This is a genomic window from Chlorobium sp. KB01, from assembly GCF_001975465.1.
In the GTDB taxonomy this organism is placed as follows: domain Bacteria; phylum Bacteroidota; class Chlorobiia; order Chlorobiales; family Chlorobiaceae; genus Chlorobium.
On sequence record NZ_MPJE01000021.1, the window covers coordinates 1 to 13,314 of the forward strand.

Annotated in this window: 11 protein-coding genes; 3 read left to right on the forward strand and 8 right to left on the reverse strand. The window is 52.7% G+C overall.

The genetic code is table 11. From position 1 onward, the window contains the following. Window positions 1–118 precede the first annotated feature (118 nt). Window positions 119–310 carry a hypothetical protein gene (locus BOO20_RS01770; RefSeq protein WP_076789873.1) on the forward strand — a complete coding sequence of 64 codons (192 nt, stop codon included), beginning with the start codon at window positions 119–121 and terminating at the stop codon, window positions 308–310. Then, window positions 307–915 carry a hypothetical protein gene (locus tag BOO20_RS01775; protein ID WP_076789878.1) on the forward strand — a complete coding sequence of 203 codons (609 nt, stop codon included), beginning with the start codon at window positions 307–309 and terminating at the stop codon, window positions 913–915. The genes BOO20_RS01770 and BOO20_RS01775 overlap by 4 nt, the downstream gene beginning before the upstream one ends. Before the next feature lie 136 nt (window positions 916–1,051). Here BOO20_RS01775 and BOO20_RS01780 read toward each other — a convergent pair whose 3' ends face one another. The 6 genes from BOO20_RS01780 to BOO20_RS01805 all read right to left on the reverse strand — a co-directional run bounded on the left by BOO20_RS01780 (window position 1,052) and on the right by BOO20_RS01805 (window position 9,212). Further along, complete coding sequence (locus tag BOO20_RS01780) at window positions 1,052–1,852, reverse strand: ferredoxin--NADP reductase (protein WP_076789882.1); 801 nt, start codon at window positions 1,850–1,852, stop codon at window positions 1,052–1,054. A 215-nt stretch (window positions 1,853–2,067) separates the two neighbouring features. Continuing rightward, a complete protein-coding gene (locus BOO20_RS01785) occupies window positions 2,068–2,640 on the reverse strand; it encodes a pentapeptide repeat-containing protein (protein WP_076789884.1) in 573 nt (190 codons plus the stop codon). A 21-nt stretch (window positions 2,641–2,661) separates the two neighbouring features. Next, window positions 2,662–4,068, reverse strand: a complete 1,407-nt coding sequence (locus BOO20_RS01790) for an efflux transporter outer membrane subunit (protein ID WP_076789902.1) — start codon at window positions 4,066–4,068, stop codon at window positions 2,662–2,664. 29 nt (window positions 4,069–4,097) lie between these two features. Further along, window positions 4,098–7,310, reverse strand: a complete 3,213-nt coding sequence (locus tag BOO20_RS01795) for an efflux RND transporter permease subunit (protein WP_076789887.1) — start codon at window positions 7,308–7,310, stop codon at window positions 4,098–4,100. Window positions 7,311–7,365: 55 nt separating this feature from the next. Then, on the reverse strand, window positions 7,366–8,538 hold the full coding sequence (locus BOO20_RS01800; protein WP_076789890.1) for an efflux RND transporter periplasmic adaptor subunit: 1,173 nt from the start codon (window positions 8,536–8,538) through the stop codon (window positions 7,366–7,368). Window positions 8,539–8,735: 197 nt separating this feature from the next. Continuing rightward, window positions 8,736–9,212, reverse strand: coding sequence for a methylated-DNA--[protein]-cysteine S-methyltransferase (locus BOO20_RS01805; RefSeq protein WP_076789892.1), 477 nt, complete (start codon window positions 9,210–9,212; stop codon window positions 8,736–8,738). 178 nt (window positions 9,213–9,390) lie between these two features. Between BOO20_RS01805 and BOO20_RS01810 the strand changes: the two genes are divergently transcribed. Then, entirely contained in the window at window positions 9,391–10,413 is a 1,023-nt protein-coding gene (locus BOO20_RS01810) for a PD40 domain-containing protein (protein ID WP_158068721.1), read from the forward strand. Window positions 10,414–10,548: 135 nt separating this feature from the next. Here the strand turns inward: BOO20_RS01810 and BOO20_RS01815 are convergent, their stop codons facing one another. Both BOO20_RS01815 and BOO20_RS01820 read right to left on the reverse strand, forming a co-directional pair. After that, on the reverse strand, window positions 10,549–11,628 hold the full coding sequence (locus BOO20_RS01815) for an alkene reductase (RefSeq protein ID WP_076789897.1): 1,080 nt from the start codon (window positions 11,626–11,628) through the stop codon (window positions 10,549–10,551). Between the two features lie 140 nt (window positions 11,629–11,768). Then, window positions 11,769–12,650 (reverse strand): alpha/beta fold hydrolase, encoded by an 882-nt coding sequence (locus tag BOO20_RS01820; RefSeq protein ID WP_076789900.1) that lies wholly within the window; start codon window positions 12,648–12,650, stop codon window positions 11,769–11,771. Window positions 12,651–13,314: the final 664 nt, after the last annotated feature.

Below are 13,314 nucleotides of genomic sequence, written 5' to 3' on the forward strand. Positions count from 1 at the left end.
TCGGACTTTTACTTCGAAAATCTCCTGCGCCCGTTGCTCATGAATTATTCAGGTTACAATATGAGACAACCGCTCCCCCACTATTGCACCTGAAACAGCCGTTTCTGACTGAGAGCAATTGAGTGCTTTTTCATCTGAAAAATGGACTCTTTTTATCTGCATTATCCCACAAAACAACGAGATAGCAACGGTTACCGGGCGATATGAGAAGCCGGAATTGTTTGCCGGAAATATCTTTGGCACGGGAGTTGATGCATTACATGCAGAGAAATTAAAACAAACGACCATACCAAAAGGAGCAACACCATGAAACACCTTAAAACAATCAGGACTATAGCTTTGGGTGCAGCACTTCTCGCAATGAGCGCAATGCCAAAATCAGCCGAAGCAGCAGTAACCCAGTCGGGAACAACCACGGTCACCGTTACGATGCCTGAATACCTTGTTCTGCACTACTACAGTGCCGTTGCGCTGAACTTCTCCGCAACATCAGCAAGTTCATCGCAGACCGGTTCACCGTTGTCGGCCACCTGGACCACTCTGGGTGATACTTCACAGACACTTGCGGCATCGGCAACAGAGGTCGGCCCAACATCCGCCAACATCACGCTTAAGAATGCATGGGCGATTGCCGGACTGTCAAGCAGCGGAACCGCAACCGTATCAATTACCGGAACTGATTTCACAGCAACAAGAGTCGGTTCAACTTCAAAGATCGGGGTTAGCGGTTACGGACTGGCCTCAACCAATGGTGTAAGCGGAGCGGTATCAGGCGCCACCATTACCACCCAGTTGCGTGGTGTTACCGGCCAGACCCAGACAGTCGGTGATGTCAAGATGACCCTCAACTTCTCGAATACAACAGAGTCCGGTACGCACACAGGATCGTTCACGATCACCGCACAGACCATATAACACCTAAAAGCGTAGACGCTCCGGTTCCATTATGAGAATCGGGGCAGTAAAAAGGGAAGGCTAATGAAGTATCAGCCTTCCCTTTTTTGATTTGGTCAAAAGCCCAAAAGAGCTTTTCCTTAAGCCGTCAATACGCTCAGAACTCCTCGATGTAGAGTTCCCCAGGATCATCAGGATGGTGCCGTTTGTAACCGTACCCCTCAAGCCAATCCGAAACGTGAGCCACCATATCCGGCTTTCCGCTGACAAAAAAGTGTGTGCGTTCAGGATCGGGCGAGATGTTGTACTCATTCTGCAGTACATCTTTTTTTAACAGCTCCTCAATCCATAACCGGTAACCATCCCACCCCTCATCAGCATCGGTCAGTGTCGGTACATAGAAAAAGTTGGCAAAACTCTTTTCAAGAAAGGTCAGTTCACTGTAATAACCCAAATCCCAACGGTGCGCCGCACCCTGAATCACCACCATCTTGCTCTCGGGCCTTTCGATAATATGAGATCGAAGAAAGCTGATGTAGGGGGCAATACCGGTGCCGGTCGCCACCATCACAATATCGCTGCCGTCCGGGGTCTCATCAAGACGGAATATTCCGGTTATGGAGGTGCCGACAAAAAGCCGGTCTCCGGTGTTGAGATTAAACAACCTGGACGTAAGCTGTCCTGACTTGACCTGTGAAATATAAAACTCAAGCTGTCTGGTCTCGCTCCTTGCAGAAGCGATGGAGTAGGGCCTTTTTATAAGTTTTTCCGGATCCGCAGGCGCCGTTTCGGGCTCGGAATTCGATGAGCGAGGCTCAAATCCGTAAAGGCCGAGCAACATGTTCTGACCGGCCTCAAACTTCTTTCGAGGTTCATCGGTATCAACCCTGAGAATCATAAGGTCCGGAGTAACCATAATTTTACCCGTAACCGTTGCATTATATTCTGAACGTTCCATTTTACTCACCTTCCTGATACTGATTGCAATAACTTCATTTCACATCTTTCAATAAATAACATACAAGAGATAGCAACAGTTCATCTCTTTCCGCATCATATTTTTATGGGCATCACGATAAATCTCTTCCGCGATTCGATTACCCCGTTCGGCGGTGCTCCAAATCCTCTTCCACTCGCGACTTCGTTGTGGGCTGCCAATATTGGGCTTGAACATCACTCAATGATGATATCATACCGGTCGAGCAGACCGATAACCTGGGGGATAAGAAAGCGGGCTTTTTTCAGGCGGTTGCTTTCGGGATCAATGGAGTAGTTGAAGGCTGATCGGAGATCGGCCTGCTCAAGATTGCTCTTCAGAAAGGTTGTCCGCAGCAGATCGCACTCTTCAAAAATTGCTCCGGTGAGATCGGTATCGGTAAAATCAGCCTCCTGAAGATCACAGTTCTTAAACCGGATATTTTTCAGCTTTAACTGGCTGAAAAGCGCCAGTTTCAGCATGCACTCCTCAAAATCAAGCTTCAACAGAAACCCCTTGCACTCCGAGAACTGCACGCCGAGCAGCTTGCAGCTCCTGAACTGCACATCCTGCAGCAGGCTGCTGCGCAATGTCGCAAGGCTTAAATCGCACCCATCGAACGAGCAGTTCCTGAAGGTAATTCCCGACAGATCTGCCCTGTTTGCGTCACACGTGATGAAGCTGCACTCTTCATAGACCCCTTTCAGGAGCGGGTTTCCTGTGAGGGAGACTCTCTCAAAAACCCTGTTTTCAATCAGTTCTGACTGCATGGTGGCCTCTCGTTTTATCCGCTATCGCCAGCCGCCGCCGAGCGCACGGTAGAGCTCTGACATCGCCGTAAGATGCTGACGCCGCACTGAGGCAAGGTCAAGCTCCGCCTGCAGGGCGCTGGTCTGGGCAACCATAACTTCAAGATAGGTTGCCATGCCGCTCTTGAAAAGCATCCCTGCATTGGAAACCGCTTTATGCAGCGTTGCAACTCGCTCTGTAGCCATGCTCTCCTGCACTTTTACCTTGTCGAGCTGAACCAGCGCATCCGAAACCTCTCCGACCGCCTTGAGCAGCGAAAGCTTGAACTCCAGCTCCGCCTGATCCCGTTTGATTTTTGTCTGCTGATATCGTGCCTGCAACTGACCGTGCTGAAATACCGGCTGCACCAGCGCACCCTGAAGCACACCGAAGAGAGAGCCGGGAACGGTAAACCACTGGCTTGTTCTGAACGCTTCAAGCCCGCCGGTAGCCGTAAGCGTCAGCGAAGGGTAGAGCGATGCTTCCGCCTCACCCATATCGGCATGTGCCCCTCTGACTGCCAGCTCGGCGGCCCGAACATCCGGACGGTTCTGCAGAAGGGCGGAGGGTATTCCGGAAGGCAGCTCGTCCGCCACTTTGAGGGCAAAGAGCGCCGGGTCACGCTGAATGGCTCCGGGCATCCGGCCGCAGAGGATGCTGAGCGCACTCTCCTGCGCGCTTATTTTCTGCTCAATCGCCGGAATGGAGCCCGCTATCGACTGCCGTAACGACTCCTGCTGCTGAACGGCAAGCATCGTTACCTGACCGGCATCGTACTGAAGAGCGATCATTTTCAGGGTCGTATCGGCAATGGCAAGGTTTTTTCTTGAGCTTTCAAGCTGCCGGTCAAGCATGAGCAGATTGTAATATCCTGCCGCAACGTCAGCCACAAGCCGGGTACGGAGCGCTTTTGCCGCCTCCCCTGTCTTCAGGTAACCGGCCAGGGCCGAGCTCTTTCTGCTGCGGATTTTCCCCCAGATATCCACTTCCCATGATGAGGAGACGTAAAGCGAGTTGTCATGAAGATTGGTCTTGACCCCGTTATCGGAAGGGCTGGTACGGCTACTCTGGACTCCGAGATTCAGTGTCGGCAGCACTCCGAGCCGGGCAGAGCCAAGCGATTGACTGGCATAGTCAATATTTTTGAGCGCCACCTGCATGTCAATGTTGTTCACAAAGGCGCTGTCAATGAGCAGACAAAGCGTTTTATCGGCAAAAAAACTCCTGTAGGGCAAAAGGGCAAGAGCTGAATCAGCCGCACCCGCTCCTGGGCGTTCACCGCCGCGATAAGCCCGGGGCATAGCCACCTCCGGCTTTTTATAGCTTCCGACGCTGCTGCATGCCGTTACAGCCAGGGAGATCAGTAAAAAAATGACTCCCGGGAAAACCCGTTTACCTGCTTTTCTCATAGAAAATCTCTTGATGCACTCATTACCCGTCATAACAAATTCGCAACGCTCTTGTTCTCCCCGCGCTCAACCTTGTCAAGCAGCTCTCCGGCCTCCACAATGGCTGCCGCAGGGCCGGTAATACGCTCCTGAAGATGCTGGAAGGTGACAAAAAGAACCGGTACAACCAGAATACCGAGCACCATACCCACAAACATACCGCCGATAGCCGCCGCGCCGATGGAGTGGTTCCCCTGGGCCGCAGGGCCGGTCACAAAGAGGAGCGGGAGCAGGCCGGCTACAAAGGCAAGTGAAGTCATAAGAATCGGCCGCAGCCTCGCTTTGGCACCCTCAATTGCCGCAGCGGAGAGTGAACTTCCGGCAACCCTGCGCTGCAGGGCGAACTCGACAATCAGAATGGCGTTCTTGGCAAGAAGCCCGATAAGCATGATAACCGCCACCTGTACATAGATATTGTTCTCAACCCCGGCGAGCTTGATACCGATAAAGACCCCGAGCAGACCGGTCGGAATGGAGAACATCACCGCAAGGGGCAAAAGATAGCTCTCGTAGAGCGCGGCAAGCAGAAAGTAGACAAAAACAACGGAGAGCAGAAAGATAAAAAGCAGCCCGCCGGTTGATTCAAGCTCTTCACGGCTCTGTCCCTTCCAGTCATAGGTGTAGCCTGCCGGAAGAGCGGTTCTGGAGAGCTCTTCAACGGCCTTGATCGCCTGGCCGGTAGAGAAACCCGGCTTGACCATGGCGTTGACCGACACGGCATTGAACATGTTGAAGTGGTCAACCGATTCGGTGCCGTAGACCCGCTTCAGGGTGATGAGTGACGAGACCGGTACCATGCTACCGCCTGAGCTCTTGACAAAAATGGAGTTCAGGGAGGCTGGTTCGGAGCGCTCCCCCGGTTCGGCCTGCATGATCACCCGGTAGTACTTGCTGAACCGGTTGAAATCCGATGCCTGCGAGCTGCCATAGTAAACCTGCATGACGGAGAGAAGCTCCTTGACATTGACGCCGAGCTGGGCAGCCTTGACGTTGTCCACCACAAGCTCAAACTGGGGGTTGGTTGCCTTGAAGGTGGTGAAGGCCGCGGCAATTTCAGGTCGTTTCAACAGCTCTCCGATAAAGCCCTGCGCAACACTGCCGAGTTTATCAAGCCCGCCGCCGCGACGATCCTGCACCACAAACTCAAGACCGCTGACGGTACTGAAACCCGGAACAGTAGGCTGGGCAAGCGCAAAGAAGGAGCCCTCCCTTCCGGAAAGCTTTCTTGAAATTGTTGCCAGAACTTTTTTGATGTTTCCATCCGGCCCGCGCTCCCCCGGCTCCTTGAGCTGCACAAAAAGCAGACCCGACGAGGGGGATGAACTTCTGGAAAGAATATTGATACCGGCAACCGAGATCGCCTTTTCTATCGCAGGAATGGTAGCGAGGGTTGCCGAGGCCCTGTCCATGACCGCCTGGGTACGGGCAAATGATGCTCCGGGAGGGAGGGTTACGGAGACAATTACAAAACCGTTATCCTCATCCGGAATAAATCCCGTCGGTGTCACCCTGAACATCACAAAGGAGAGCACAACCAGCAAACCGAGAAAGCCGAAGGTGACGCGCTTGTTGCGGATCAGATAGACAAGGGCGCCGAGATATTTTCGCTTCAGCACGTCAAACGCGGTGTTGAACGCGGTAAAGAACCGGTGGCCGAATGCACCGAATTTTTTCACTTTTCCATGCCTCCCTTCCCCTTTCGCATCATGGAGATTGGTGAGAAAAAGAGCGCAGAGAGCCGGGCTCAGGGTAAGGGCGTTGACCGCAGAGATCAGAATGGCAATGGCAAGCGTAAAGGCAAACTGGCGGTAGAAAACACCGGTCGAACCATGCAGAAAGCCAACCGGCAGAAAGACTGAAGCCATCACCAGCGTTATGGTGACAATCGCGGTGGTAATTTCGCGCATGGCTGAAACCGTGGCAACCTTGGCCGGATAGTTCTTCTGCTCCATTTTGGCATGGACCGCCTCAACCACCACAATGGCATCATCAACCACAATTCCGATAGCGAGCACAAGCCCGAAAAGGGTCAGCACGTTGATGGAAAAACCGAAGAGGTTCATAAAGAAAAAGGTGCCGACAATGGCGACCGGAACGGCAATGGCCGGAATAATGGTGGAGCGGAGATCCTGCAGAAAGAGAAAGACCACAAAAAAGACCAGCAGAAAGGCTTCAACAAGGGTATGCTCAACCTGTACAATCGACTCGTCAACCACCTTTTTGGAGCTGAAGGGAATCGAATAGCTGACACCGGCAGGCAGGGCACCTGCGGCCTTCTCAAGCACCTTGCGAAGCCCGGTCTCAACCTTGTTGGCGTTTGAACCCGGCGCCTGATAGACCGCCATCACCACACCGGGCTGGCCGTTGGCCTTGGTATTGACCGTATAGCGATAGGCGCCGAACTCGATACGGGCGATATCGCCGAGTTTGAGCAGCGATCCGTCGGGATTGGCACGGATCACCATATCCTCATAATCGCCGGGATAGGCATTCTTCCCCTTGTACTTCATCACATACTGCATCGCCTCGCTGCTGTTCTCGCCGAAGGAGCCCGGAGCCGCCTCAAGGTTCTGGCTCTGGATTGCAGCTGCGACCTCCTGCGGTGTCACCTTATAGGCCGCCATCTGCTGCGGGCGCAGCCAGATGCGCATGGCATAATCCATGTTGCCGTAAACCGAAACCTGCCCTACACCGGGCACACGGGCCAGATCATCGACAATATTGATCTTGGCATAGTTCTGAAGGAAGATCTGGTCATAGGCCTTTGAACTGCTTGAGAGCGTGATCAGCATGATCTGGCTGTTCTGACGCTTGACGGTCGAGACGCCGATCTGATTGACCTCCGCCGGGAGGCGGCTTGCCGCCTGGGCCACCCGGTTCTGAACATTGACCGCCGCCTGGTCGGGATTGGTGCCCTGCTTGAAAAAGACCGAAATGGAGAGCGATCCGTCATTGGCGGAGGTTGAGGTCATGTAGGTCATGTTTTCAACCCCGTTGATCGCCTCTTCAAGCGGAGGAGCAACCGAACGGCCAACGGTTTCAGCACTGGCACCGGAATAACTCGCACTCACCGAAACACTCGGAGGCGCAATATCGGGAAAACGGGTAATAGAGAGCTGGTTGATGCCGACAAGGCCGAGAATAACCAGAATGATCGATATGACGGTAGCAAGAACCGGCCTTGATATAAAACGTTCAAACATGAATAGTCTCTGGTTTAGCGCCTTCAATCCGTTACGGAACTTTTTTTTTCTCTCTTCACTCTTTTGCTGCCGCTGCCGCCGGAGCAGCGATGAGCGGTTTTATCACTGTGCCATCCGGAAGTTTTTCCGTACCGGCAGTTACAATCATCTCGCCCGCCTTCAGGCCGGAACCGACGATATAGTTGTTACCGCTCTTGCCGGTAACGGTAATCGCCTGCTTTTTGACCCGGTTGCCGCTGCCGAGAAGAAAGACAAAAACCTTGTCCTGCAGCTCAACCGTCGCCGCCTGCGGTACAAGCAGCACATTATGATAGATCGACTCCAGAACAACCTTGCCGGTGTTTCCCGAGCGCAGCAGCCCCTCCGGATTCGGAAATACCGCCCGTATCCTGACCGAACCGGTTGCCTGGTCAAACTCGCCGCTGATGGTATCGACAGCTCCCTTTGAGCCGAAAACCGTGCCGTCCGCCATGACCAGAGAGAGCGGCGCAACCTGGCGGAGCTTCTCCTGTATGGTGCTTCCGGGATATCGGTTGCGGAACTGCATAAAATCAAGTTCACTCATGCTGAAGTAGGCATAAATCTCGCTGACGTCACTGAGCTGTGTCAGCGACTGGCTCTGATTTTTGGTAACCAGACTGCCCATCCTGAAGGGAATTCTGCCAATGTAACCGCTTACCGGTGCTTTCACGGTGGAGTAATCCACATTGACCAGTGCAGAGCGGGCCGCAGCTCTTGCCTGCTCGACAGAGGCCTGGGAGGCCTGACGGCTTGCCCTGGCGGTTTTAAGCTGAATGTCCGAGACCACACTGTTCTTTACCAGCGGCACCAGTTTCTCCTCGTTGAGCTTTGCAACCACGAGCGAAGCTTCAGCGGCATGCTGGGATGCCAGGGCACTGTTGTACTGCTCTCGATAGAGCCGGTCATCAATTTTAAAGAGCGGCTGACCCGCCTTGACCCATGCCCCTTCATCAATATAGATTCTGCTGAGTGTGCCGTCAACCTGGGGACGGATCTCCACATTGACCTTTCCCTCAAGCAGGGAGGAGTATGAGGTGGTTACCACAGCATCTCCGGGCGTAACCCTCATCACCGGAAGAGCGGGGGTTCCCTTCTGCTCGCCATCCCTGCCGCCTTTTGACGGGCCGCATCCGGCAAAGAGAAGCGGTATAGAGAAAGCGATAACGATCTGAAACCGGAAAAACCGCTGTATCACCCTGTTCTTCATAATATCCTGTTGTTAATCCACTGAAACGTTAAAAAATCCTCTTGTATGCGCCGCCACTCCCGGCCTGCCGGAAATACATGCAACAATTTACAAGGATACCACTTACCCGCAAAAATTCAGCATCGGTTTCTCTCTCCTCAGTACCTACAGACGATATTTTTCACTATTTCTCTCTCTGCACGCTCAAACAAATATATTCAGCGCTTCAGCCTTTTTGTCTCGCGTTCAAGTTCAATCAGAAGCTTTTTAAGCGCCACCCCTCCGCGATATCCGCTGAGAGAGCCGTTACTGCCGATGACCCGGTGACAAGGGATAAAAACCGGCAGAGGATTGCGATGATTGGCCATCCCGACTGCGCGGACAGCACGCGCATTTCCTGCGGCAATGGCGACCGCTCTGTAGGTGGAGGTCGTGCCGTACGCAAGAGCACTGAGCTCCCGCCAGACACGCTCCATGAATGGCGTGCCCGACGGGGCAAGGGGAAGTGAAAAATGGCAGAGAGAGCCCTGAAGGTAGGCGTTCAGCTGCCGGAACGCCTCCCCGGTCAGCTCCGTTTCACCGATTTCAGCATCTTCGGGAAGAGTGTCCGCAGGAAAAAAAAGGTTGGTGATAGCACCTTCACGCTCCGCAATGCCGATACGACCGATAGTGGTCTCCTGAAAAGAGAGGATCATCTTTTATGAAATTTGTAAAGAGTACCGGCAACAGAAGGAGTGTTGTTACTTCTGCTCAATAATAGAGAGATACTTAACCGTTCGATTTTTCTTATTTTTAAGTAACAACAAAGGCAAGGTAGATAATTCCTGCATGCACTATTACCCGGTTCACCCCGATACCGAAACACCTGCACACATGAATATTCTACGATTTTTCACCTTTACTCTGCTGACTTTTCAGCTTCTCTTGACCACTGAGGCCGCCGCGTTTGACCCGGGAAGCCATACACCCCAAACAATCGCTTTTGTGCGAAAGGGAAACATCTGGATCGCCCGCCTCGACGGCTCCGGTCAGCGCCAGCTGACAACTTCCGGCCATGACACGCATCCTGCACTCTCCCCGAACGGAAAAGAGGTTGCCTTTTGCCGTCGAACCGAAAAAGAGATCTACCCGGATACCGGCTTCGGACAGCTCTTCATGGTTGAAACGAAAGGAGGAACACCCCGAAAAGTGCGCTTTGAAGGAGTTCTTGCCGCCGAAGATCCCGCCTTCTCACCGGACGGAAAAAGCCTCCTCTTCGTCGGACTCTCCGAACTTCGCAGAGCAGGAAAAAAGGGTGAGCTTCAGGCATTCGCCACCATGTCGATCACCATTGGAGAGATCCGGACGGGCAAATGCAGGCCGGTAATGCAGAGAAAAAATGCCATGCTTGATGCAGGCTATATCTACTCCAACCCGGCCTTTTCGCCCGACGGAAAGTCGATACTCTGGCAGGAGAGCGGCAGTGATGTTTCGGGCGGATTTGCAATCATTGATCTGAACGGAAAAAGGCTCTTTCGCTATCCCCTGAAGGGGTCGGATTCTACTCCATACTGGCGTCCGGCTCTCTCCCCTGAGGGCCACAGAATACTCTGCTACTCGCCTGCAACGACAGAGGCGGCTGAAGACACGATCCATCTGATCAACCGGAGAACGCAGAGAAGGAGTCCGGTGACCAGCGGTACCAATCCGGTTTTCATCCGCAACGGCAGCGCGATTCTCTTTGAACGGTGGGAAAACCGGTGGAGCAGCGATGCCTCTTCAAATCTCTGGATACTCGATATAGAGCCGGGTGCCGCACCGAAACAGATCTTGACCAACGGCTCCGAACCGGCAGCCGCGCTGCCGGACAATGAGCGCTCACAGATCGTCTCAACAGAGCGGAATTTTTCACCATAAAAAACTACGGCACCTCTATAAATTGTAATGAGCGGTTTGAGTACGAGGCGGACGGAGCGCAGAAACCGGAACGTACAAGGAGTACCTGAGGATTTCGAGCACCGCCCAACGAAGTAATCGAATCGCGGAATAGATTTATAGAGGTGCCGCCGGATAATCCGTATACCCCTTCTCCCCCGGAGAATAGAAGGTATCCATGTCGGGTGTGTTGAGGGGTGCTCCGGTTTTCCATCGTTTGACCAGATCAGGATTGGCAATAAAAGGACGCCCGAAGGCAATGAGGTCACACTTGCCACCTGATAGATCACTTTCGGCTCGCACGGCATCGTACCCGCCGGAGAGAATCAATACACCCTTGAACTCCCTGCGGAATGTCGCCTTCATGCTCTCCGGCACCACGGGAGCACCCATGGAGGAGTGATCAACAATATGCAGGTAGGCCGGAGCTGACCGGTTGAGCTCTGTGGCAAGCCATGCATACTCCCCTTCCATAGCATCATAGAGCGGCATATCATTGAAGACGCCGAACGGAGAAAGCCTTATGCCGACCCGCTCCCTGCCGATTGCCGCACTTACAGCTTCAAGCACTTCAAAGAGAAAGCGTGCACGATTTTCAACTGAACCGCCATAGCTGTCGGAGCGCAGATTTGCGTTCGGACGGATAAACTGCTCAATCAGATAGCCGTTAGCCGCATGCAGCTCAACACCGTCAAAACCTGCTGCGAAAGCATTTTTTGCCGCCCTTCCATACTCGGCAACAGCATCTTTGATATCCTGAGCACTCATTGCTTCCGGCAGGGGGAAAGGCTTCAGCCCGTCAGCATCGGTATACATCTCTCCGGAAGCGGCCACGGCAGAAGGGGCAATCACCCTGGCACCCGCAGGCAGGTTAAGCGGATGAGCAATCCGCCCGCAGTGCATGAGCTGGAGAACTATCTTTCCACTTCCCTTGTGAACTCCTTCGGTAATGGCTTTCCACCCTTCGACCTGGGCAGGGGAAAAGACTCCGGGTATGCGCGGGTAACCCAGTCCATTGGGTGAAGAGGATGTTCCTTCGGTGATGATCAGCCCCGCCGAACTGCGTTGAGCGTAGTACGCCGCCATGAGCGCGTTGGGAATATTTCCGGTTGCGCGGCTGCGGGTCATCGGTGCCATGACCATGCGGTTCTGGAGAGTAATCGGCCCGAGTGTGGCCGGTGAAAAGAGTAGAGACATGGTAAACTCCCTGATAGAAAGGTTTCAACTGGCAAGTATACAACAAACAGCGCTTTCAGGTTGTTGTTCTACCCATTAACACCGGCATCACCGTTATGGTTCATCCCTGTCCCGGATTTCCTGCTCTTGCAGCTCCTGCATCAGGGAACTCGCTTCAGAAAATCTCTCAGAACGCTGAGAAAAGCTTCAGGCTGTTCTTCGTGGGGAAGATGGCCGCAATCAGGTACAACCACCAATTGAGCCTGCGGAAGTTCATTGGAAAGCCGGATGCTCTCCTCTTTTTTAACCATAACATCGTGCTCCCCTGTAATCACAAGGGCGGGTTTCCTCATGGTGAAAAGTTGTTCATCAAGTTTGAGATGGTGCGTCTCCAGAAACACCTCCCAGAACGCTCTCGCCCACTCTCCCTGCATCTGGTCGCGGCGAAAAGCTTTGAGAACCTCCTCTGTAAGGCGCTCCTTGTTGAACCACATGGCACGAATCACCTTATCATAGAGGCGGGCAATAAGAAACTTCATCAAGCCGGAAAAAAGCGGCGTCATGGCTTTCATTGCCGGCTTCATGAATGAGGGCACCTCGCTCGTCGCATAGCCGCTGTAAATCATGGCATCCACAAGAACCACTCCCGCTACCTGCTCCGGGTAGCGAAGCGCCGTGAGCAGCGCAAGTGTGCCGCCGGTCGAGTTCCCGATCAGCACCGCTCTGCTGAAACCAAGCTGCCGGATCATCGTAATCACAAGATCACTCTGCGCCTCGGGAGCGTAACTGACCCCCGTTGCTTTTGAGGAGAACGGACGTGAGGTGTAACCGAAAGCGGGCCTGTCAAAGGCTATGACCGAAGAGGTTTTCGCCAGCTCATCAAAAACAAGCCGCCACGAACGCATACTTAAAAAGCTTCCGTGCAAAAGCACCAGAAGCGGCTCTCCCCTTCCGGCGAGACGGTAATGAACAGCAAACCCGTTCACGGTAACAACATGAGTGTCAGAAAATTCCGGAGAGGGTTTGGATGCGGGGATGGTCATAGTGTTAAAGGGTAGTGTTCTCTCTCCTTGCTCTGATTGATACCCGCATGGAACGGCTTGCAATCAAACATGTTGAAGCTAAACGTTATTACTCTCGACCGCAAATAATACTGCACAGAAAGATGCAATGAGTTTGCTCTTCACTCCACGTTAACGGTCAGAGCATCCGGCAGCATGAAGCGTCGGAGGGTGGTAAAATAAACTGAAAGAAAACGGCATATCCCGGCGTATCAGTAGTGATGTTGACTTGTTCTCATCATCAACGCTCTCATTTTCGAAAAATCAGATGCAAAAAAATTATCTCCAACTCCTGCCTGAAACCACTTTATGTTTATTGTGCCCGAATGATCACGCTACCCGCCGAAACTCTTTTGCAAAACCTGCATCAAGTGAATTAACAAAAGCTATTTATATACTTTATAGCTATTTTTGGCTGATTTCGCGAGTCAGAAACATAAAAAGTATTATTTTTTTATATGTTGAGCCTTTTCATGACGATAGAAACACAAATCGGAAGTAACCATGATAAAACTCTCTGATGTTACCGGGAAAATTGGACTCTATATTGATCCGGACACCGGTCAAAAACGTCTGCGCGCAACATGCTGTTTTGGTTCAGCGTGAATTGGAGAATTCAAACGTTTGAGTTAGAGTACAAAAACGG